Consider the following 21,225-nt stretch of genomic DNA (forward strand, 5'->3'; position numbering starts at 1 on the left):
GAGGCGGCTGCACGGCGACGGCCTTGACACGCAAGACCAGCGGCGCCCGGCGTTGGGCGACATGTCTGACGCCTGGCTACTCGGCCGCGCCCGCGAGCTCATCGCCGCCGTACAGCGCAGCGACCGCGCCGAGCAACTCAAGGTCGTCGAAACTCTCGACGAACTGCTGGAGGAAGCACAGCGCAGGGGCGAGCCCGTGCTCGTCGCCCAACTGCTGCGGGCCGCCGCGGTATCCCGCCTGATCACGCGTGGCATGGTGGACGACGCCGAACCGCTGCTCGACGAGATGCTGGCGCACACCAAACGGCACGGCCTGTCGCTGCTGCGCGCCGACGCCCACGCGCTGCGGGGACGCGGCCTTGTCCTCACCGGGCAGGAGGACGCCGCGCTCACCGAGATCGCCAGGGCCCTCGCGCTGCTCGACGACGCACCCAACACCGACACCCAACTCGGCAGACGCGCCTGGGACCGGTTGCTGTCGTCCGCGCTCAACGACTGCTGGATCGTGCTCAACCAACTCGGGGTGTACGAGGCGGCGGAGGAGGTCATCGCCCGCGCCCACCAGGCGATCAGGGACAGCGCCGGACCGCACGAGATCACCCTGCTGCTGATGAACCGCATCAAGATGTTGCTGGGCTGGGGACTGCGGCTGGAACGGGTGGGGCGCGACGAGGAGGCAGGCGAGAAGTTCCGCACGGCCGCGTCGATGACGATCGCGGCCGAAGCACCGTTCGCCGAGTCGCTGTTTCCACGCAAACCCGGGGTGCCCGCCATCGACCAGGTCGGGCTGCTTGCCGCGTCGCTCGCGCTGGCCGCGCCCGCCGCCGCGCACATCGAACGGCTCCGCAAACTCAGCAGCGGAAAGGGCTACCCGCACGAGAACATCCTCGTCGCCATCGCGCTCGCCCGCTGCCTCGACGCGGACGGCAAACCGGACGAGGCGATGGAAGTGCTGCTGGACACCAGGCACACCGAGGCCGAGGACAACTCGCAGCCCTCGATGCGGCTCAACCTGGTACGCGAGCTGGCGAGGCTGGGCGCGGGCAAGCCGGACGGCCGGGTCCCCGAAGCGGAGGAACTGGCCCCGCTCACGCTGCTGGCCGACTACGCCTCGGCGCTGGAGGCCGAGTTGTGGTCGCTGCGCGAGTCGCAGATCGCCACCCTCAACACCAGGCGGGAGCACGAACGACTGTCCGCCGAGCACGGGGCGATCACCCAGCAGGCACTGCAGGATCCGCTCACCGGCCTGCCCAACCGAAGAGCGCTCGACGAGCGGCTGCGCGCGCTCGCCGCGTCCACGGACGCGCAACCGCTTGCGGTCGCGCTGGTGGACCTGGACGGCTTCAAGGACGTCAACGACCAGTACTCCCACGCAGAAGGCGACGACGTGCTGCGCGTCGTCGCTAGCACGCTGCGGGACGCGCTGCGCTCTGACGACGTGGTGGCCCGCTACGGCGGTGACGAGTTCGTGATCCTGCTGCCCGGCGCGCCGGTGTCGGCCGCCACCCAGGCACTCGCCCGTTCCATCAAGGCCGTGGCCTCACTGCCGGAACACCTGTCGCACGGCGTGACGCTCTCGGTCGGTCTGGTGTCCTTGCGCCCGCAGGAGCGGGCCGAGGAGGTGCTCTCCAGGGCCGACGCCGCGATGTATCAGGCCAAGCGCCGAGGCGGCAACCAGATCTGCGCCAGTCCCTCGCCCGGCACCGACACCGACACCGACGGCAAAGCCGAGGTGGACCCGGCCGCGTCGAGCCCGGCGTGCGGCGACGACGAGGACACGTAGGATCGTGGCCCGTCGAAAAGCTAGCCAGTTCCCAGATTGAGGAGTGCCGTGACCGGCCCACTCAGCACAGTGATCCTCGCCGCTGGTGAGGGCACCCGCATGCGCTCGGCGACGCCGAAGGTGCTGCATTCGATCGCGGGGCGGCCGCTGGTCGAACACGCCGTCCGCGCGGCCGCGGGCCTGGACCCCGAGCGGCTCGTCGTTGTCGTCGGGCACGGGCGGGAAGCCGTGACCGAACACCTCGACCACATCGGCAAGGCACTCGGCAGACCCGTGGCCACCGCCGTGCAGGAACAGCAGCGCGGCACCGGGCACGCGGTGTCGTGCGCACTGGCCGAACTGCCACCGCGGCTGTCCGGCACCGTGCTCGTCACCTACGGCGATGTGCCGCTGCTGGACACCACGACGCTGTCGGAACTGCTGGCTGAGCACACGCACAGCGGCCACGCGGTCACCGTGCTGACCGCGGTGGTCGCCGACCCCAGCGGCTACGGCCGGATCCTGCGCGACAACGACGGCCACGTCGTCGGCATCGTCGAGCACGCCGACGCCACGGCGGAGCAACTGGAGATCACCGAGATCAACTCCGGGGTGTACGCGTTCGACGCCGAGGTGCTCGCCGACGGCCTCGCGCAACTGTCGGCCGACAACTCGCAGGGCGAGCTGTACCTCACCGACGTGCTCGGCATCGCCAGGCAGCGCGGCAGGGCAATCGGCGCGCTCGTGGTCTCCGATCCGTGGTTGACCGAGGGGGTCAACGACCGGGTGCAACTCGCCGCTCTCGGCGCCGAGCTCAACCGGCGCATCGTGCGCCGCTGGCAGCTGGCGGGGGTGACCGTGGTCGACCCCTCGACCACGTGGATCGACTCCGACGTGACCCTTGAGCGGGACGTGATCGTCGCGCCGAACGTGCAACTGCAGGGAGCGACCACGGTCGCCGAGGGCGCACGGGTGGGGCCGGACACCACGCTCACCAACGTCGCCGTCGGCGCCGGTGCGAGCGTCGTGCGCACCCACGCCAGCGATTCCACGATCGGTGAGCGCGCGTCGGTGGGCCCGTTCGCCTACCTGCGGCCGGGAACTCGGCTCGGGGAGCACGGCAAGATCGGCACCTTCGTCGAGACGAAGAAGGCCGACATCGGCACCGGCAGCAAGGTGCCGCACCTGACCTACGTCGGTGATGCGACTATTGGGGAGTACAGCAACATCGGTGCCTCCAGCGTGTTCGTCAACTACGACGGTGTGCAGAAGCGGCACACCACAGTGGGCTCCCACGTTCGAACCGGCTCGGACACCATGTTCGTCGCACCGGTGACCGTGGGCGACGGCGCGTACAGCGGCGCGGGGACCGTCATTCGCCACGACGTGCCCCCAGGCGCGCTGGCGATCTCGGAGTCACCACAACGCAACATCGAAGGCTGGGTGGTCCGGCGCAGGCCGGGCACCCCCGCGGCGGAGGCGGCCGAGCGGGCCCTCTCCTCGCGACAGGAAACCGACACCGACGGAGAGTCACCACAATGAGCCCGAAGTCCGGCACGCCGAAGAAGAACCTCATGCTCTTCTCCGGCCGTTCGCATGTCGAACTCGCCGAAGAGGTGGCCAAGCACCTCAACGTGACGATCACCCCGCAGACGGTGCACTCCTTCGCCAACGGCGAGATCTACGTGCGGTTCCAGGAGTCGGTGCGCGGCACGGACGCCTTCGTCATCCAGAGTTTCCCGCCCCCCATCAACGAGTGGATCATGGAACAGCTCGTGATGGTGGACGCCCTCAAGCGCGCCAGCGCGAAGCGGATCACTGTGATCATGCCGTTCTACCCGTATTCGCGGCAGGACAAGAAGCACAAGGGTCGGGAACCGATCTCGGCGCGGCTCATCGCCGACCTGTTCAAGACCGCGGGCGCCGACCGGATCATGACGGTCGATCTGCACACGGCGCAGATCCAGGGCTTCTTCGACGGACCGGTCGACCACCTGCTTGCCCAGACGGTGCTCGCCGACCACATCAACGAGACCTACGGCGATGCCGACATCACCGTGGTCTCGCCCGATTCCGGCCGGGTCCGGCTCGCCGAGAAGTGGGCCCAGCAACTCGGCGACCGGCCGATCGCGTTCATCCACAAGACTCGCGATCCGGACAAACCGAACCAGGCTGTCGCCAACCGCGTCGTCGGGCAAGTCCAGGGCAGGCTGTGCGTGCTCATCGACGACATGATCGACACCGGTGGCACCATCACCAAGGCCGCCGACGCGCTGCTGGAGGAGGGCGCGGCCGACGTGGTCATCGCCTCCACCCACGGCATCCTTTCCGATCCGGCCACCGAGCGGCTGTCGAACTGCAAGGCGCGCGAGGTGATCGTCACCAACACGCTGCCGATCCCGGAGGAGAAGCGCTTCGCAGGGCTGACCGTGTTGTCGATCGCTCCGCTGCTCGCCCGCGCCATCCAGGAGGTCTTCGAGGACGGTTCGGTGACGAGCCTCTTCGACGGCAGCGCCTGAGCCGGCCTGCAGCAACCGGCGGACCCCTCGGGAAGAGGGGAAACCGCTGGATTAGACTGTGCGGGTTGTCTCGGCGAGGCGGGCGTCGTTGCGAGTGAGGCTCGGCGTCCGGCGTGATCGACGCGGCGGCTTGAGTGGCCACGCCGTGCGCGCACGTTTTCGTGGACCTCGCCGTCGGACAGCCGAAGAGCAACACCCCCTGACCCACCGCAAGGAGTGCATCCCCGTGTCCGAGACACGTCTGACGGTCGAACCACGCACCGAGTTCGGCAAGGGCGCCGCGCGCCGCACCCGCCGCGCGGGCAAGATCCCCGCGGTGCTCTACGGCCACGGCGTCGACCCGAGGCACCTGGCACTGCCCGCGATCGACTTCGCGAGGGTGATCCGGGAGAACGGCCAGAACGCGGTACTCACGCTCGACGTCGCGGGCGCGACGGACCGGGCGGAGAAGGCTACGGAGCTGGCGCTGACCAAGACGGTCACCGTGCACCCGTTGAAGAACTACATCGAGCACGTGGACCTGCTGGTGGTGCACCGCGGCGAGAAGGTCACCGTGGACGTCCCGGTGGTGCTCACCGGCCAGCCCGGCCCCGGAACCCTGGTGAACCAGGACCTCGACACCCTGCAGATCGAGGTGGAGGCCCTGCACATTCCCGAGCAGATCGAGGTCTCGATCGAGGGCACCGAGCCCGGCACGCAGATCTCGGCCGCGCAGGTGGCGCTGCCCGAGGGCGCCAGGCTGGTGACCGATCCGGATTACCTGGTGGCCGCCATCAACGAGGCCCCGACCGAGGCTGCCATGGAGGCCGAGGTCGACACCGAGGGCGCGGGTGTGGTCGAGGAGAAGCCGGAAAGCGCCGAGAACGGCGCATAGCCGGTGGCGGTGGAGCAGGACGTGCCAGGGGCCGGCGAGCAGGTACTGCTCGTCGGCCTCGGCAATCCAGGCCCCCGATACGAGGGCAACCGGCACAACATCGGCTATCTCGTGCTGGACGAACTCGCCGCGCGTGTCGGGGGAAAGTTCAAGGCGCACAAGAGCGGCGCCGAAGTGGTGCAGGGCCTGCTCGCGGGGCGCAAGGCGGTGCTGGCCAAACCCCGGTCGTTCATGAATGTCTCCGGCGGGCCCGTCGCGGGCGCCGCCCGGTTCTTCAAGGTCCCGGCCGACGGCATCGTGGTGGTGCACGACGAACTCGACCTGCCGTACGGCTCGGTGCGGTTGAAGTTCGGCGGCGGCGCGGGTGGCCACAACGGACTGCGCTCGATCGCCAAGTCGCTCGGCACCGGCGACTTCTACCGGGTGCGGTTCGGTATCGGGCGTCCACCCGGCCGCATGGACCCGGCCGATTTCGTGCTGAAGGACTTCTCCGCGACCGAGCGCAAGGAATTGGCGCTCAACATCGACCTGTGCGCGGACGCCGTCACCGAGTTGCTCGGCCGAGGACTCACGGCGGCACAGAACACCTTCCACACTCGCTGACGACCGCGCTGCCCGGTCACCTCGAAACCTTCACCCACAGGCGTGGTCGCGGCCACCTGTTCGAGTCGATGATCCTGTTCCGGGGTTTCCCGCTGTTGCCACTGCGGCTACGACGGGGGCTACGACGGTGTTGAGCCGATCGTGCCTGACCTTGGAGAGGTTTCATGTCGTTCACCGCTGAGGACGTGCGCAACATCGAGTTCGGCAACGCCGCGATCGGACGCAGGGGCTACGCCAAGAACGAGGTCGACGCCTTCGTGCTGCGGATCGCGAAGGCGCTGGCAGGCAAGGACGATCTCACCGCGGCCGAGGTGCATCATGTCCAGTTCGGACGTCCACCGCTCGGCAGGCGCGGCTACGACGAGCGGGAGGTTGACGAGTTCCTCGACGCCGTCGAGAAGCAGTTCGCCCACCGCAGGGGCACCCGCCGCGCCGCGCACCGCATTCCCGCCGCAAGGAAGCCCTCGCGGCGGCCGGTCGCACCCGAAGAGGTCCGGTTGACGGAGTGATCCGGCCGTCGCGAGGCTATGCTGCCGATTCGCTTCGCCGCGGCCTTCAGGCGCGTGCGTCGATCTGCGACCTGAACCGCACAGCCGTCTCCGCCCGCTGCACCTTGCCGGACGGAGTCTTGGGCAGGCTGCCCGGTGGCAGCACGACCACCGCGTAGGGCCGAGCGTCCACCGCGTCGCGAACCCGCGCCGCCACCTGCTTGGCGAGTTCGTGCTCGGCATCGCCCTCACCGGCCAGCTTCGACTCCAGCACGACGGCGAAGCGCTCCCTGCGCGTGCCGGCGTCGATCCGCACGGCCACTGCGTTGCCCGCGCGCACCCCCTCCACCGAGCCGGCCGCCCGCTCGATGTCGGTCGGGTACACGTTGCGGCCACCGAGGATGATCACGTCCTTCTTGCGACCGCAGATGACGATCTGCCCGTCCACGAGGTAGCCGAGGTCGCCGGTGGCGAACCAGCCGTCGGCGTCCTGCGTCGGAGCCGGGCCCTCCACCGTGAGGTAGCCGGGCGAGACGGCCTCCCCCCGCAGTCCGATCTCGCCGACCTCGCGTTCACCGAGCGCCTTGCCGCTCTCGTCGACGATGCGGGCCTCGAGCCCTGCCAGCGGGCGGCCCAGCACGGCGAAACCGCGGACCTGGTCGGTTCCCCTGCGCGGGTCTCCTTCCGGGACCGGCACGGCGCGGTTCTCCGCCTCCAGTGGGGCGGCCTCCACGACGTCCACCGTGAGGCCGGTGAACAGCGGCGCGAACGAAACCGCCAGTGTGGCCTCGGCGAGCCCGTATGCGGGGAACACGCATTCGGGAGCCATCTTGAAGCGCAGGCCCGCGTCGGTGAACGTGCGCACGGCCACCGGATCGATGGGTTCCGCTCCGTTGAGCGCGATGCGCAGGCTGGACAGGTCGTAGGCGTCGTCGTCATCGACCCTGGCCAGTCGCCGCCCCACGATGGCGTAGGCGAAGTTCGGCGCCGCGGTGGTCGTGCCGCGGTACTTGCTGATCAGTTCCGGCCAGATCAGTGGGCCGGAGAGGAACTCGACCGGAGTGATCTTGACCAGTTCGACGCCGAAGGTCATGGGCACGGTGAGGAAACCCACCATGCCCATGTCGTGAAACGTGGGCAGCCACGACACCATCACGTCGCGCTCGAAGTCGAACTCGGCCCGCTGCACCATCGCGGTGACGTTGGAGTACAGATTGCCGTGGGTGATCTTCACGGCCTTCGGGGCGGCGGTGGAGCCGCTGGTCAACTGCAGCAACGCGAGCGAGTCCTCGCCGACCGGCACCGGCCGCTGCAGCGGCTGCGCGGCGAGCAGGTCGGTGATCGAGCGGTAGGAGATCCCGTGCTGCTCCAGCACCGGCGCCAACTGGTCGAACGGTTCACCGAGCAGCACCAGGTCCGACCCGATCATCCTGAGGACCTGCAAGGTGTCCTCGGCCCACTGCTCGAGGTTGGTGCGCGGCGTTGGCTGGTGCAGCATCGTCACACTGCCGCCCGCCAGCCAGGTGCCCTGCACCGTGGGCGCGATCAACTCGGGCGCGGCGGCCAGCACGGCCACGGCGCTTCCCGGCCGCAACCCACCCGCCACGAGCCCGCCCGCCACCCGGGCGGCGCGCTGGTGTACTTCGAACCACGTTCTGCGGACAGGGTCGGAGGGCTCACCTGTGACCATGCCACGCTGCCGACCACCCGCGTTCGCGGTGGCGACCATCGTCTCCACGAACCGACTCATGAGTAGACCCTATCCCCGGCCGGGTTCACTCCATCGCTTCGGATGTCTGCAACCACCGCTGTTCGAGGTCTTCCTTCTCGGCGAGCAGGGCCTTGAGCTCGGTGTTGAGCTCCATCAGCCGGTCGGGATCGGTCGCGGCGCCCGCCAGAGCGTCGTGCAGCCTGCGCTCCTTGGCGTGCAGCGTGTCGAGTTTGCGTTCCAGCCGCGCGAGTTCCTTCGCCGCGGCACGCCACTGCGCGGCGTCGCTCTTCACCCGCGTGGCCGCAGCCGAGGAAGCCGCGGCTCGGCCGGGCTGTCCGCCTTCCTGCTGCGCCTTCGCCCTGCGGGTGAGGTACTCGTCGATGCCTCCTGGCAGGTGGGTCAGCGCCCCGTCGCCGAACAGCGCGACCACCGTGTCGCACACCCGCTCGACGAGGTAGCGGTCGTGGGACACGACCACGAGTGTGCCCGCCCAGGAGTCGAGCAGGTCCTCCAGTTGCTGCAGGGTGTCGATGTCGAGGTCGTTGGTCGGCTCGTCCAGCAGCAGCACGTTCGGTTCCGACATCAACAACCGGACGAGCTGCAGCCGCCTGCGTTCACCACCGGAGAGGTCCGCGACGGGCGTCCACTGCCGCGCGGGTGGGAAGCCGAGTCGCTCCGCAAGCTGCGAGGCGGACAACTCCTGCTTTCCCAGCGTCACGCGGGTTGCCACCGACTCCACCGCCTGCAGCACACGAAGCTGCCCCGGCAGGTCCTCCAGTTCCTGACGCAGGTGAGCCAGGCGCACCGTCTTGCCCTCGACGCGCCTGCCCGTGCTCGGTGTCACCTCACCGGCGAGCAGCCGCAGCAGGGTGGTCTTACCGGAGCCGTTGACGCCGACGATCCCTACCCGCTGCCCCGGTCCGATGCGCCAGGTGACGTGGTCGGCCAGGACGCGCTCCCCCGCGGTGAGCGTCACGTCCTCGAGTTCGAGCACGGTCTTGCCGAGCCGACGCTTGGCGAAGGACAGCAGTTCCGCGGAGTCGCGAGGCTCGGGGACGTCGGAGATCAGCGCCTCGGCCGCCTCGACCCGGTAACGCGGCTTGGAAGTACGTGCCTTGGCGCCGCGCTGCAACCACGCCAGTTCCTTGCGGGCGAGGTTGCGCCGCTTCTCCTCGGCCGCGGCGGCCAGGCGGGAGCGTTCGGCCCTGGCGAACACCCAGTCGGCGTAGCCGCCCTCGTACTGCTCCACCTTGCCGCCGGTGACCTCCCACGTCCGCGAGCACACCGCGTCGAGGAACCAGCGGTCGTGGGTCACCACCACCAGCGCGATCCTGCGGCCCAGCAGGTGGTCGGCCAGCCAGCGCACACCCTCGACGTCGAGGTGGTTTGTCGGCTCGTCCAGCACGACGAGATCGAGTTCGGCAACCAACGCCGCGGCGAGCGCGACCCTGCGCCGTTCACCTCCGGACAGGGTGGCCGTGGGGGTCTCGAGGCCGATCGCCGTGATGCCGAGCCCGTCCATCACCGAGCGCACCCTCGCGTCGGAGGCCCACTCGTGTTCTGCGGCGTAATCGGCGAGCACCGCCTCCCGCACGGTACTGGCCTCTGGCAGGTTCGTTCGTTGTGTCACGACGCGAACGCGCAGGTCGCGGGTTCGGCTTACCCTTCCCGAGTCCGGCTCGGTGACGCCGGAGAGCACTTCGAGCAGCGTTGTCTTGCCACCGCCGTTGAGGCCGACGACGCCGATGCGGTCGCCGTCGGCAACGCCGAGCGACACGCCGTCGAGCAGCGCGCGCTCACCGTAGGACTTGCTGACCGACTCCAGGTTGACCAGGTTGGCCATCCGTACGCCTATCCCTCTCGTCTCGGGTTCGTGATCCGCCCGGTCGCCCGCTCAGGCGTGCACCTGCGGCGGCGTGGTCGGCCGGGGGCTGTCGTCGCCGCCGACCACGCGCGCACCAGGTACCGGCCCGTGTGCCACGCGGACGGTGCGGCACACCCCGGCTCCGGCCAGTTCCGCCGCCACCTCCAGCGCGGACTGCGCGCTCTCGCAGAGGAAGGCGCAGGTCGGCCCCGAGCCGGACACCGTACCGGCGAGCGCGCCCGCGTTGACCCCCGCCCGCAGCGTGCGGCGCAGCCCCGGCCGCAGTGACACCGCAGCCGCCTGCAGGTCGTTGCCGAGCAGCAGCGCCAGCTGCCTCGGGTCACCGGATGCCAGCGCCTCCACCACGGGGTCATGCGAACCGACCCTCGGCGGATCACCGTCGTGGCGCAGCCGGTCCAGTTCCGCGTAGACCTTCGGGGTCGAAAGCCCTCGCTGGTCGAACGCCAGCACCCAGTGGAACACGTGCCGCGAAAGCACCGGCACGAGTCGCTCACCGCGACCGGTCCCCAGCGCTGTGCCGCCGTACAGCGCGAACGGCACGTCGCTGCCGAGCGAGGCGGCGACCTCGGCCAGTTCGTCCCTCGGCAGATCCAGCTTCCACAGCGCGCTGAGACCGACGAGCGTCGCCGCCGCGTCGGCGCTGCCACCCGCCATGCCGCCCGCCACGGGGATGCCCTTGCGCAGCACCACCCGGACCTTCGACTCGTCCTCTGGCCTGCCCACCCGCTCGGCGAGCGCGCGCACCGCACGCCAGGCCAGGTTGCTCTCGTCCGTGGGAACCGACTTGGCGCCCTCTCCGTGTACCTCGACCCCGGGGTCCTCGGTGGCCGCCACCGTGACCTCGTCGGTCAGCGACAGCGCCTGGAACACCGTCGTCAGGTCGTGGTAGCCGTCCTCACGCGCGGCACCGACGGACAGGTGCAGATTGATCTTCGAGGGCACCCGTACGGTGACCGGCGGCGGAACGACGGCAAGCACGGCTACCAGCCTACTTGGCGCGCTCAAGGCGCAGCGGTCACCAGCGGCGACGCGGGGTGTGCGGCCGCGCCACGACGACACCCGATGGCGCGCACGCGTCGAACTGTGCGGTTGGCCACAAGCCCTTACAGTCACCGTTGTGCCGACGAAGCGCGATTTCCAGTTCTGGGGGTCCGGACCGGTCTGCGCGGCACGCCAGGCGAGTGTCATCAGCCTGCTCGGTGGCTGCCTCGCGTTGGCGGGTTCGGCCGCGTTCCCCGGAACCAGGGTGCCGCTGCTGGTGGGCGGGATCGGCAGCATCGCGATCGTCCCGGTGTTGTGGCTGCTGCCGTGGCAGCGCTGGAATCCGCTGCTGCCCGCGCTCATCTTCGTTCCCGGTGTCGCGGGCATCACCCTGACGACGTGGGGGTTCGGCAGCTACTCGATGGTCACGTCGCCCTTCCTGCTGTTGATGCTCGTCTGGGTGGGGCTGCACTTTCCCGGCTGGGTCAGAGCCGTCACCGTGTCTGCCGCGACGGCGGGCTACGTGGCCGGGCTCGCGCTCACCCAGGAGCTCCGCATCGTCGTCGGGATAGCGCTGCTGCTCCTCCCCGTCATCATCGGCGTCGAGGAACTGGTCGCGCGGCAGGTGGCCTCCGTCGAACGGACCCGCGACGAACTCGACCGGGTGGCACAGTGGCGGGCCGCGCTCACCGCGACGCTGGCCCACGACGTGCGCTCACCGCTCACCGCGCTGGAGCTGGCGGTGGAGGCTCTCGCCGACGAGGACCTGCCCCAGGCACAACGCCACACCATCGCCCAAACCGCGCAACGGCAGGCACACCGCATCACCAAACTGGCCACCGGCCTGCTCGACCTTGAACGGGTCGACACCACGGGCGCGCTGCGCCTGGAAATCCACCAGGTCAACGTCGGTAAGGCTGTCGACAACGCGCTGAACTACCTTCCCGCGAACCAGGCCACGGTGGACATCGACGGCAGCCTCGTCGCAGAGCTGGACCCGGAGCGGTTCGAGGAGATCGTGTTCAACCTCAGCAACAACGCCATCCGGCATGCCGGACCGCCGGTGCATATCAGCGCCACCACCGACGAGGGCTGGCTCAACATCGCCTTCCGCGACTACGGCCCAGGTGTCCCCGACGAAGTGCTGCCCCAACTGTTCGGCCGATTCACCAGCCACGGCAACGGGAAGTCGGTCGGGCTGGGGCTGTGGATCGTACGGCAACTGTGCCAGGCGCACGGCGGCGACGTCCGCTACGAGCCCGCCGATCCGGGCGCCCGTTTCGTCGTCACGCTCCCCACCGTCCAGCGGGCGGGCAGCAGAACCGAGCAGGACGCGGCCACGGCGAACTGAGCCTCGGGGCGCGGCGACCTCACGCCGCCAGGTTGCGCAGCCCGCACAGCGTGTCGGTGATGTGAGCGCCGCGCTCGACGATCCACGCCAGCGACGCGTCGGCACGCTGGCCGCGTACACCGAGCCGGAACCGGGCCACGGGCGTGTCGCCGATCCTGGTGATCCCCCCGCCGATCGTGGCCAGTTCGACGTCGAACCGGGCCGTCGCCTCGGAAAGCAGTGCGCCGATGGCGGCGAACCCGATCAGCACCACGTCCACGGCCAGGTCGTACTGCGCCACCTGAGCCCGCGTCGTCTCGATCGGGGGAAGCAGCGCTTCCGCGACCTTGCTGCCGGGTTTGCCGAGCAAGCTCAGCACCTTGCCGGTCTCGACCACCTCGCCCCGCTCCAGCAGTGCTACGTCGTCGCAGACTCTGCGCGCGTCCGCGGCGCTGCGGGTGGTGAGCAGCACCGTGACACCCAACTCGGCGCGGGCCCTGTCGAGCACCGTGAGCACCGCACCCGACTCCGCGACGTCCACCGCACCGGTCGGGTCGTCGACGAGCAGCACGGCAGGGTTCGTCACCAGTGCCCTGGCGACCGCCACCCGGCAACGCTGTCCCGGCGTGAGCTGGTCCGGCAACTGCGCGGCGCGGCGGGTGAGCCCGGCAAGATCCAGCAATTCCGCGACCCGGCCGCGACGCCTCGGCGCGTCGACGCCGAGTTGCTCCAGCGGCGCCGCCACGTTGCCCGCGACGGTGCGCTCCGGCCGCAGCCGGGCGTCGACCACCGCCACCTGCCTTCTGGCCTCCCGCAACCTTCGACCGTCGAGCTTGCTGATGGCCATGCCGTCGAAGCGCACGACCCCTCGATCCGGTCGTTCCCGCAACGAGACACAACGTGCGAGCGTGGACTTGCCCGCCCCGGCGGGGCCCACCACGGCGAACAGCGAGCCCGCGTCCACATTGAGGCTCACGTCTCGTAGCGCCACAACGGGCGCCGAGGACCCTGGGAATGACTTGCTGACGTTCTCGACGGTGATCACGAATGGCTCCATAGCAACTAAAGGCGCAGGGTGAGGGCGCGTCCGAAAGGACGCGAAAGAACCGGATCGGAAGAGCTCAGACGAGGGCGATGTGGCGACGACACGCACACACCGTTCGACGACCCTGGTCGACCACTCGGCGCCTTGTCAGGAGTCGGGAGCGATACACAAGTCCTCCATCGGTCCTGGCGGTAGCACCTGCCCCGGCGGGGGTGGTTGCTGCGACGTCGGCGAGCCAGGTCTCTCGGTCGCTCGGGATGGATGCCCACAAAGTACACCTGACTCGGCGCGGCGAAAGCAAGGCAGGCAGCGAGGATCACACCTTTGCCGCAATGGCGGCGAAGTCCTCCACGCCGAGCTGCTCGCCACGGCTGCGCGGGTCGATTCCGGCCGACACGAGCAGTTCGGCCGCACGGTCGGCCGAACCCGCCCACGCGGCGAGTGCCGCGCGCAGCGTCTTTCGCCGTTGTGAGAAGGCCGCGTCCACGACCTCGAAGACTCCCCTGCGATCGATGTCGGCAGGCGGTGGCCGCCGCTCGAACTCCACGAGCGCGGAATCCACGTTCGGCACCGGCCAGAACACCGACCTGCCGACCGCGCTGACCTTGCGCGCCCTGCCGTACCAGGCGAGCTTCACGCTGGGCACCCCGTACACCCGGCTCCCCGGTCGTGCGGCCATCCGGTCGGCCACCTCGGTCTGCACCATCACCAGTCCGTGACCCATCGACGGCAGCTCCGCGAGCAGGTGGAGAACCACGGGAACTGCCACGTTGTACGGCAGGTTGGCCACGAGCGCGGTCGGCGGTCGCGGCAAGTCCTGTGAGCGCAGGCAGAGCGCGTCGGCACGAAGCACGGTAAGGCGGTCGAACGCGCTGGGCGCACGCTCGCGCACCGTAACCGGAAGCCGTGTCGCGAGCACGGAATCGACCTCCACGGCGATCACCTGCGCGCCACTGCCCAGCAGCCCCAGGGTCAACGAACCGAGACCGGGACCAACCTCCAGCACCACGTCGGCAGGGCCGACCTCGGCCAACTCCACGATGCGCCGCACGGTGTTGGCGTCGTGCACGAAGTTCTGGCCCAGCTTCTTGGTCGGCCGCAGGTCGAGTTCGTCCGCCAGCCTGCGGACGTCGGCGGGCCCCAGCAGGCCCGGTGGTTCGTTCACCGGGCCAGCCTAGAACGTGGCCGCACCTACTGCGGCAGGCCCAGCGACGAGGAGCAGGCGGGCCAGGCGCCGTAGCCACCACGGGAGTCGCGCACCTTCGTGGCGATCGCGATCTGCTGCTCACGGGTTGCCTCGTGGGGGTAGGCCGCGTACTGATCGCCGCCGTAGGCATCCCAGGTGGACTTGTTGAACTGCAGCCCACCGTAGTAGCCGTTGCCGGTGTTGATGGACCAGTCGCCGCCGGACTCGCACTGCGCGAGGGAATCCCACACGCCCGCATCGCTGATCAGCGGCTGCTTGGTGCCCTTGCGGACGACCCGCTCCTTGGCCTTCTTGACGATCTTGGTGGAGATCTCCTCGCGGTCGATCTCCTTGCCGTTCTTCTGGGTGATCCGGTAGGTGACGACCTTCTCGCCCGCCTTGCCGGGGTCCTCGACGATCTCCTTGCCCGCCTCGAGATCGGAGTCCTCGATGTAGCGGACCGGCGGCTCGATGGTCTCGGTGCGATTCACCACGGAGACACCGGTGCGGCTGATGCGCACCTCAGCGCCGTCGAGGAGCTTGAAGTCCAGCCCGTTCTCGACCTTGTCCTGCGGGCCGAGCTTCAGCCCGAGTTCGTTGATCAGTTCCTGCGCGTTCACGGCATTGGTGGTCAGCTCGCGCGGCTTGTCACCGCCGTCGAAGAGGGTGATGTGCTTGAGGGTCTTGACCTCCAGCCGCATGCCCTCCAAGGGCACCTCGCCGTTCACCGGCGTGGAGAACCAGGTGCCTTGCTTGTCGAGGTCGTCGAGCCCGAGTTGGGTCAACGCCTCGCCGACGGTCGTGGCGCGCACCCACGACTGCCGCTCCGCGCCGTCCACGACGAGCGTGAGCTGCCTGCCCCGCTCGAGCTTGATGACGCCACCGTCGCCGACGGCGGCCTGCGGCGAAGGGGAGAGCGCATCGTGAGCGCCGACGGTGATGCCCGCGTCCTCGAGCACCTCGCCCACCGTGTCGCCGAAGCTGCGTACGGTCTGGCGCTCGCCGTCCACGTCCAGCGTGACGCTCTTGTTCATCGCCAGCGCGGCCGCGCCGCCACCGGTGAGTGTGATCATCACCGCCAGCACGGCGCCCTTGAGGAAGCGCTTCTTCCAGGTCCTGACCGCGCCCGCGAGGCCCTCCTTGGGGTCCTGCAGCGCCTGCGCGGGTCGCGCGGAACGGTCCCCGCTCGCCTCGTCGGGAAGGACGATCGGCGGAAGCATCGTGGTCTCGGCGTTGATCAGCCGAATGAGTTCGTCGACGTCGACGTCGGCCTCGGACATCAGCATGTCGGCGTCGGGGCCGAGAGCCGTCATCACGTCGTGTCGCGTGACTTGCGGTTCGGGCGAGAAGTCGAGGTCGTCGAGCTCGCTCGGCCACTCGAGCATGGCGGTGGAGCCGCCAGCATGCCCAGGTCTACCAGTCACAGGGTCGATCCCTTTCGCATAAGTACACCGACTCCCGCAGTCAGCGCCGCCCCTAGCGCCCCGAGGGGCGCTTCCCCGACGTACACCGACGTGACTGTGGGCGTGCCGCACGGCGACTGGCGAAGTCACCACCCGGCACGGTCACGGGACAATAACGAAGGCTGCGAGGTTGCGCAAACACCCCCCGCAGTCTCGTGAGGTTCGTCACTGCGCCCGCAGGCGCATGCGCATACCCGAATGTCGCAGCCGGTGAGCCGTGCGGTGACGAAGAGTTCATCATGTGGCCGCTTCGCGCTCGGCCAACCCGAAGACCCGCTCCGCGTTTCGGCGGACGGCCTCCGCGACCACGTCGACCGGCTGGCCGCGCAGTTCGGCGAGGCCGCGAACCGTGTAGGCGGCGCAGTACGGCTCGTTGGGCCTGCCCCGGAACGGGTGCGGGGTGAGGAACGGCGCATCGGTCTCCACGAGCAGTTGCCCGTCGGGAACCAGCTTGGCCGCCTCGTGCAGCGCTCGGGCGTTGCGGAAGGTCACCGTGCCCGCGAACGAAAGCAGGTAGCCCTGCGCCACGCAGCGGCGCGCCATCTCGGCATCCCCCGAGAAGCAGTGGAACACCACCGACCTCGGCGGGCCCTCCTCCCGCAGAATCCGCAGCACGTCCTCGTGCGCGTCCCTGTCGTGGATCATGAGCGGCTTGCCCAGCCGCTTGGCGAGATCGATGTGCCAGCGAAAGGCATCCTGCTGCGCCGACGGCGGCGAGAAGTCCCAGTAGTAGTCCAGCCCGGTCTCGCCGATCGACACCACCCTCGGCGCCCGGGCCAGGCGTTCGATTTCGCGGCGCTGCGCCTCACCGAAATCCTTGGTGCGGGTCGGGTGCAACGCGACGGCACCGTACAGCCGACTGTCCCACGTGGACGCCTCGACGACCCAGCGGGCCGATGCCAGGTCGTCGGCGACCGTCACGACGGCGGCGATGCCTGCCGCCTGCGCCCTGTCCAGCGCGGCACCGAGTTCCTCGGGCGTGGTGGCGCCGCAGGCGTCCAGATGCGTGTGGGAGTCGATCGCCCGCGCCGGAAGCGGTTCCGGCGCGGGCGGCAGCTCACGTGTGCTCAATGGGAGCCCAGTCCGGCCCGGTCTCGCCCAGCTTCGGGTCGAGCTTGGCGAACAGTGGCGTCGGCTTGGCAAGCGGCCGCCCGACCTCGATCGGGACCGACTCCCAGCGAGCCTGCTCGGCCGCGTAGTCGCCGGTCAGGATGGGGTTGGTCCGGCCGGGGATGTCGAGGTCCTCGACCTCCTCCAGCCGCGGCTGCGCCGCCCACACCCCGCTGCCACCGAGCGCCTCGTGCACCTGCTGCGCCGAGTGCGGCAGGAAAGGGGTCAGCAGCGTGTTGGCGTCGGAAACCACCTGCAGCGCGGTGTGCAGCACGGTGTCTCGCCGCTGTGGGTCGTCCTTGAGCTTCCACGGCTGCTGGTCGGAGAGGTACTTGTTGGCGGCGGAGACCACCCGCATCGCCTCACTCGCGGCCTGCTTGAACCGAGACCTGCGCAGGTTTTCGCCCACGGTGTCGAACGCGGCCCTGGCCTGCGCCTTCAGCTCCTCGTCCTGCCGCGTCAGGGCACGCGGGACCGGCACGCCGCCGTTGTTCTTGTGCGCCATGGAGATCGACCGGTTGACCAGGTTGCCCCACTCGTTGGCCAACTCGAAGTTCACCCGGCGCACGAACTCGTCCCAGGTGAAGTCGGTGTCCTGGGTCTCGGGTCCGGCCACGCTGATGAAGTAGCGCAGCGTGTCAGGACCGAACTCGCGCAGGAAGTCGTTCACGTAGATGACCGTGCCGCGCGAGGTGGAGAACTTCGACCCGCTCATGGTGAGGAACTCGCTGGAGACGATCTCGTCCGGCAGCCGCAGCGAGCCGTACGGCCCCGGCTCGCCACCGTGGTCGCCCTCCCCGTTGTGGCCGAGCAGCAACGCGGGCCAGATCTGGGCGTGGAAGGTGATGTTGTCCTTGCCCATGAAGTAGTACCCGCGGGCGTCCGGGTTGTTCCACCACTGCTGCCACGCCGTCGGGTCACCGCTGCGGCGGGCCCACTCCACGCTCGCCGAGAAGTAGCCGATCACGGCGTCGAACCACACGTAGAACCGCTTGAGCGGCTGGTCGCGCCAGCCGTCCAGCGGGATCTTCACCCCCCAGTCGAGGTCACGGGTGATCGGTCGCGGTCGCATGTCGTCCACCAGATTCCTGGTGAAGTTGAGGACGTTGGGCCGCCAGTCCGTCTTGGTGGAAAGCCACTTGCCGAGCGTCTCGGTGAAAGCGGGCAGATCGAGAAAGAGGTGCTCGGTCTCGACGAACTTCGGCTTCTCACCGTTGATCCGCGACCGCGGATTGATCAGTTCGGCGGCGTCGAGCTGGTTGCCGCAGTTGTCGCACTGGTCACCCCGGGCGCCGTCGTACCCGCAGATCGGGCAGGTGCCCTCGATGTAGCGGTCGGGCAGGGTGCGGCCGGTGGACGGGCTGACCGCGCCCGTGGTGGTCTTGGGCACGACGTAGCCGTTGCGGTACATCGCGAGGAAGATCTGCTGGGTGACCTCGGCATGGTTGCCGGTACTGGTCCTGGTGAACAGGTCGTAGGTGAGACCGAGCCCGCGCAGATCCTCGCCGATCTGCCGGGTGTACTTGTCGGCCGTCTGCTGCGGGGAAAGGCCCTCCTTGTCGGCCTGAACCAGGATCGGCGTGCCGTGTTCGTCGGTGCCGGAGACCATGAGCACCCGGTTGCCGGCCATTCGCTGGTAGCGCGAGAAGACGTCGGAGGGGACGCCGAAGCCGGACACGTGGCCGATGTGGCGGGGACCGTTGGCATAGGGCCAGGCCACCGCGGTCAACACAGGGGTGCTCATACCCGTTTAGCCTACGGATGGTGTCGGCTGCTCAACGCGCCAGGGAGCGGAAGGAGTTCCGGTGTCTGCCACTCGCTTGCTCGTGTTGGGTGTCGTCCACATCTGCGGGGTCGCACACGGCTATCAGGTGCGGCGGGAACTGGAATCCTGGAACGCCGACAAGTGGGCGAACGTGCAGCCGGGATCGATCTACCACGCGCTGAAGCGAATGGCCGCCGAAGGGCTGCTCGAACAGGTCGAGTCCGAGGGCGCGCGCGGCCCTGACCGGATCGGGTACCGGATCACCGAGGACGGCAAGCGGTACTTCGACGAGCTGCTGCAGGCGATGCTCGGCGAGGTGCGCGACGACTACTCCGGTGTGGGCCTCGCCGCGGCTGTCGCGTTCTTCCCGATGCTGAGCCGCGACCGGGCGATCAGCCTGCTGAAGTTCCGCGTCACCCAGCTGAAGGGCCAGCAGGCGAACCTTGAGGTGATGTTGCGGCACGGCACCGAGTGGGGCCAGCCCGAGCACGTCGGCGAGCTCTACCGCATGTGGCTGGCGCAAACCAACGCCTCCCTGACCTGGGCCGCGGAGCTCATCGACCGGCTGCGGGCGGGCGAATACGTGATGGCTGACGACAGTGAGTCGTCGTTCGGCACGGCAACGACCACCACCTTGTAATCAAATTTGACTAGCTACCGATGCTTGAGGCAGAGTGCCTCATTGTCCAGCTAGTCAAGTTTGACTACCAAGGGGGATTCATGATCAAGGCACGCGGCCTCGCGCGGCGGTTCACCGCCCGCGGCCGCACCGTCGAGGCCGTGCGTGGCGTCGACATCGACGTCGACGCGGGCGAACTCGTCGGCTTCCTCGGCCCGAACGGGGCGGGCAAGACGACGACCCTGCGCATGCTCACCACGCTGCTTCGCCCCACCGAGGGCGAAGCGACGGTGGCCGGCCGTGACCTGCTCTCCGACCCGGTCGGCGTGCGCGCCCGCATCGGGTACGTCGCGCAGGGCGGAGGCACCTCACCGGAGTCGAGAGTCTGCGAGGAGCTGGAACTGCAGGGCAGGCTCTACGGACTGACGAAGACGCAGGCACGCGAACGCGGCAGCGCGCTGGCCGAGCAACTCGACCTGGCCGGTCTCGACCAGCGGCTCACCAAGACACTGTCGGGAGGGCAGCGACGCAGGCTGGACATCGCGCTGGGCCTGATCCATCAACCGCGGCTGGTGTTCTTCGACGAACCCACCACCGGGCTCGACCCGCAGAGCAGGGCGAACCTGTGGGACCACATCCGCAGACTGCGTGCCGAGCACGGCGTGACGCTGTTCCTCACGACTCATTACCTCGATGAGGCGGACTCGCTGTGCGACCGCGTCCTGGTGATCGACAACGGCCTGCTCGTCGCGGAGGGCACACCCGACGCGCTGAAGGCCAAGGTCTCCGGCGACGGTGTGGAGATCGGCGTCGAGGAAGCTCACGCGGCGGCCGCAGCCGAGATCGCGGCCAAACTCGACGGAGCGCACGAGGTGTCCACGGCGCAGGACCTGGTTCGCTTCCGGGTACCGCAGGGGGACACCGTGGCACCGGAGCTGCTGCGCGCACTCGACGCCGCGGGCATCGCGATGCGTTCGATGCGGGTACACCGGCCCACTCTGGACGACGTCTTCCTCACCCTCACCGGCCGCAGCCTGCGGGACGCCGAGGAGGTCGCGCATGTGGCGTGACGTGTGGCTGATCTTTCGCAGGGACCTGGTGCTCTCCCTGCGCAACCCGGCCTGGATCTTCATCCAGATCATGCAACCCGTGCTGTACCTGGTGCTGTTCGGTCCGCTGCTGGAGAAGGTCGTGGCCAGCACGCCCGGGTTCCCGCCCGGCGACGTGTGGACGATCTTCACGCCCGCGCTGATCGTGATGATCGCGCTGTTCGGCACCTCGTTCGTCGGATTCGGACTGCTCGCCGATTACCGCAGCGGCGTCGTGGAACGGCTACGCGTGACCCCGACGAGCAGGACGGCGCTACTGCTGGGCAAGGTGCTCAACAACGCGCTGCAAGCGCTGGTGCAGGCGATACTGCTGATCACGCTGGCTGTGGTGGCCTTCGGGCTGCGCGCGCCCGTGGGCGGGATCGCGCTGAGCCTGTTGATCGCCGGGCTGCTCGCCGTCACGATGGCCTCCGCGTCGTACGCGCTGGCCCTCACTCTCAGGAGCGAGGAGGCCTTCCCCGCGCTGCTCAACGCGGTACTGCTGCCGGTACTGCTGCTGTCGGGGATTCTGCTGCCGATCACCACAGGGCTCGCACCGGAATGGCTCTACACAATCTCGCGGATCAACCCGTTCAGTCACGTCGTCGAGGCCGAACGGGCCGGTTTCCGCGGCGACTTCACAGTGGACGCGCTGCTGACCGGAAGCCTCGTGCTGGTGGCGTTGACGGCACTGGCGCTGCTGTGGGGAGTGCGTACCTTCCGCAGGGAGAACGCCTGACCCGACAATCCCCACGACGGGTGAGGTGGCGCCGGCTCGTCGGCCCGCGCCACCCGC

18 protein-coding genes and 1 riboswitch are annotated in these 21,225 nt (G+C 69.2%); of the genes, 10 read left to right on the forward strand and 8 right to left on the reverse strand.

The genetic code is table 11. The annotated features are described in order from the left end of the window. Nucleotides 1-61: 61 nt before the first annotated feature. The 6 genes from SACMADRAFT_RS22130 (at nucleotide 62) to SACMADRAFT_RS22155 (ending at nucleotide 6,267) form a co-directional block, all read left to right on the forward strand. The gene (locus tag SACMADRAFT_RS22130; protein WP_083841058.1) at nucleotides 62-1,783 is read left to right on the forward strand and encodes a GGDEF domain-containing protein; all 1,722 of its coding nucleotides are present in this window, start codon (nucleotides 62-64) and stop codon (nucleotides 1,781-1,783) included. Between the two features lie 48 nt (nucleotides 1,784-1,831). Beyond that, entirely contained in the window at nucleotides 1,832-3,304 is a 1,473-nt protein-coding gene (glmU, locus tag SACMADRAFT_RS22135) for a bifunctional UDP-N-acetylglucosamine diphosphorylase/glucosamine-1-phosphate N-acetyltransferase GlmU (RefSeq protein WP_009156083.1), read from the forward strand. Beyond that, complete coding sequence (locus SACMADRAFT_RS22140) at nucleotides 3,301-4,281, forward strand: ribose-phosphate diphosphokinase (RefSeq protein WP_009156084.1); 981 nt, start codon at nucleotides 3,301-3,303, stop codon at nucleotides 4,279-4,281. Before glmU ends, SACMADRAFT_RS22140 begins: the two co-directional genes overlap by 4 nt. Before the next feature lie 226 nt (nucleotides 4,282-4,507). After that, a complete protein-coding gene (locus SACMADRAFT_RS22145) occupies nucleotides 4,508-5,155 on the forward strand; it encodes a 50S ribosomal protein L25/general stress protein Ctc (RefSeq protein WP_009156085.1) in 648 nt (215 codons plus the stop codon). Between the two features lie 9 nt (nucleotides 5,156-5,164). Next, complete coding sequence (gene pth / locus SACMADRAFT_RS22150; RefSeq protein ID WP_040926708.1) at nucleotides 5,165-5,758, forward strand: aminoacyl-tRNA hydrolase; 594 nt, start codon at nucleotides 5,165-5,167, stop codon at nucleotides 5,756-5,758. A gap of 164 nt (nucleotides 5,759-5,922) precedes the next feature. Next, on the forward strand, nucleotides 5,923-6,267 hold the full coding sequence (locus SACMADRAFT_RS22155) for a DivIVA domain-containing protein (protein ID WP_009156087.1): 345 nt from the start codon (nucleotides 5,923-5,925) through the stop codon (nucleotides 6,265-6,267). A 46-nt stretch (nucleotides 6,268-6,313) separates the two neighbouring features. Here SACMADRAFT_RS22155 and SACMADRAFT_RS22160 read toward each other — a convergent pair whose 3' ends face one another. From SACMADRAFT_RS22160 to SACMADRAFT_RS22170, 3 genes are read right to left on the reverse strand one after another with little or no spacing between them, the layout of a single operon-like run. Further along, nucleotides 6,314-7,996, reverse strand: coding sequence for a fatty acyl-AMP ligase (locus SACMADRAFT_RS22160; RefSeq protein WP_009156088.1), 1,683 nt, complete (start codon nucleotides 7,994-7,996; stop codon nucleotides 6,314-6,316). Nucleotides 7,997-8,021: 25 nt separating this feature from the next. Then, nucleotides 8,022-9,800: an ABC-F family ATP-binding cassette domain-containing protein gene (locus tag SACMADRAFT_RS22165; RefSeq protein WP_009156089.1), complete on the reverse strand. Its 1,779-nt coding sequence runs from the start codon at nucleotides 9,798-9,800 to the stop codon at nucleotides 8,022-8,024. 51 nt (nucleotides 9,801-9,851) lie between these two features. Beyond that, the gene (locus SACMADRAFT_RS22170; RefSeq protein ID WP_009156090.1) at nucleotides 9,852-10,820 is read right to left on the reverse strand and encodes a 4-(cytidine 5'-diphospho)-2-C-methyl-D-erythritol kinase; all 969 of its coding nucleotides are present in this window, start codon (nucleotides 10,818-10,820) and stop codon (nucleotides 9,852-9,854) included. Nucleotides 10,821-10,959: 139 nt separating this feature from the next. On the opposite strand from SACMADRAFT_RS22170, the gene SACMADRAFT_RS22175 reads away from it, so the two are divergent. After that, nucleotides 10,960-12,174 (forward strand): sensor histidine kinase, encoded by a 1,215-nt coding sequence (locus tag SACMADRAFT_RS22175; RefSeq protein WP_009156091.1) that lies wholly within the window; start codon nucleotides 10,960-10,962, stop codon nucleotides 12,172-12,174. Nucleotides 12,175-12,193: 19 nt separating this feature from the next. On the opposite strand, the gene SACMADRAFT_RS22180 is transcribed toward SACMADRAFT_RS22175, so the two are convergent. From SACMADRAFT_RS22180 to metG, 5 genes are all read right to left on the reverse strand, one after another. Further along, nucleotides 12,194-13,198 (reverse strand): methionine ABC transporter ATP-binding protein, encoded by a 1,005-nt coding sequence (locus tag SACMADRAFT_RS22180; RefSeq protein ID WP_009156092.1) that lies wholly within the window; start codon nucleotides 13,196-13,198, stop codon nucleotides 12,194-12,196. A 173-nt stretch (nucleotides 13,199-13,371) separates the two neighbouring features. Continuing rightward, nucleotides 13,372-13,462, reverse strand: a riboswitch (SAM riboswitch). Between the two features lie 52 nt (nucleotides 13,463-13,514). Continuing rightward, a complete protein-coding gene (gene rsmA, locus SACMADRAFT_RS22185; protein ID WP_009156093.1) occupies nucleotides 13,515-14,363 on the reverse strand; it encodes a 16S rRNA (adenine(1518)-N(6)/adenine(1519)-N(6))-dimethyltransferase RsmA in 849 nt (282 codons plus the stop codon). A gap of 26 nt (nucleotides 14,364-14,389) precedes the next feature. After that, a complete protein-coding gene (locus SACMADRAFT_RS22190; protein ID WP_009156094.1) occupies nucleotides 14,390-15,769 on the reverse strand; it encodes a resuscitation-promoting factor in 1,380 nt (459 codons plus the stop codon). Nucleotides 15,770-16,084: 315 nt separating this feature from the next. Next, nucleotides 16,085-16,918, reverse strand: coding sequence for a TatD family hydrolase (locus SACMADRAFT_RS22195; protein ID WP_009156095.1), 834 nt, complete (start codon nucleotides 16,916-16,918; stop codon nucleotides 16,085-16,087). Continuing rightward, complete coding sequence (gene metG, locus SACMADRAFT_RS22200; RefSeq protein WP_009156096.1) at nucleotides 16,905-18,701, reverse strand: methionine--tRNA ligase; 1,797 nt, start codon at nucleotides 18,699-18,701, stop codon at nucleotides 16,905-16,907. The genes SACMADRAFT_RS22195 and metG overlap by 14 nt, the downstream gene beginning before the upstream one ends. A gap of 61 nt (nucleotides 18,702-18,762) precedes the next feature. Here metG and SACMADRAFT_RS22205 point away from each other — a divergent pair, with 61 nt between their 5' ends. The 3 genes from SACMADRAFT_RS22205 to SACMADRAFT_RS22215 all read left to right on the forward strand — a co-directional run bounded on the left by SACMADRAFT_RS22205 (nucleotide 18,763) and on the right by SACMADRAFT_RS22215 (nucleotide 21,168). Further along, the gene (locus tag SACMADRAFT_RS22205; protein ID WP_009156097.1) at nucleotides 18,763-19,362 is read left to right on the forward strand and encodes a PadR family transcriptional regulator; all 600 of its coding nucleotides are present in this window, start codon (nucleotides 18,763-18,765) and stop codon (nucleotides 19,360-19,362) included. Between the two features lie 80 nt (nucleotides 19,363-19,442). Next, a complete protein-coding gene (locus tag SACMADRAFT_RS22210; protein WP_040925834.1) occupies nucleotides 19,443-20,411 on the forward strand; it encodes a daunorubicin resistance protein DrrA family ABC transporter ATP-binding protein in 969 nt (322 codons plus the stop codon). Next, nucleotides 20,401-21,168, forward strand: a complete 768-nt coding sequence (locus SACMADRAFT_RS22215) for an ABC transporter permease (RefSeq protein ID WP_009156099.1) — start codon at nucleotides 20,401-20,403, stop codon at nucleotides 21,166-21,168. Before SACMADRAFT_RS22210 ends, SACMADRAFT_RS22215 begins: the two co-directional genes overlap by 11 nt. Nucleotides 21,169-21,225 lie beyond the last annotated feature (57 nt).

The organism is Saccharomonospora marina XMU15, from assembly GCF_000244955.1.
GTDB classification, from domain to species: Bacteria; Actinomycetota; Actinomycetes; order Mycobacteriales; family Pseudonocardiaceae; genus Saccharomonospora_A; species Saccharomonospora_A marina.

Coding starts and splice junctions, on each gene's coding strand:
- SACMADRAFT_RS22130 (WP_083841058.1), top strand. CDS start 62: ATGTCTGACGCCTGGCTACTCGGCCGCGCCCGCGAGCTCATCGCCGCC.
- SACMADRAFT_RS22140 (WP_009156084.1), top strand. CDS start 3,301: ATGAGCCCGAAGTCCGGCACGCCGAAGAAGAACCTCATGCTCTTCTCC.
- SACMADRAFT_RS22155 (WP_009156087.1), top strand. CDS start 5,923: ATGTCGTTCACCGCTGAGGACGTGCGCAACATCGAGTTCGGCAACGCC.
- SACMADRAFT_RS22160 (WP_009156088.1), bottom strand. CDS start 7,996: ATGAGTCGGTTCGTGGAGACGATGGTCGCCACCGCGAACGCGGGTGGT.
- SACMADRAFT_RS22165 (WP_009156089.1), bottom strand. CDS start 9,800: ATGGCCAACCTGGTCAACCTGGAGTCGGTCAGCAAGTCCTACGGTGAG.
- SACMADRAFT_RS22190 (WP_009156094.1), bottom strand. CDS start 15,769: ATGCTCGAGTGGCCGAGCGAGCTCGACGACCTCGACTTCTCGCCCGAA.
- metG (WP_009156096.1), bottom strand. CDS start 18,701: ATGAGCACCCCTGTGTTGACCGCGGTGGCCTGGCCCTATGCCAACGGT.
- SACMADRAFT_RS22210 (WP_040925834.1), top strand. CDS start 19,443: ATGATCAAGGCACGCGGCCTCGCGCGGCGGTTCACCGCCCGCGGCCGC.
- SACMADRAFT_RS22215 (WP_009156099.1), top strand. CDS start 20,401: ATGTGGCGTGACGTGTGGCTGATCTTTCGCAGGGACCTGGTGCTCTCC.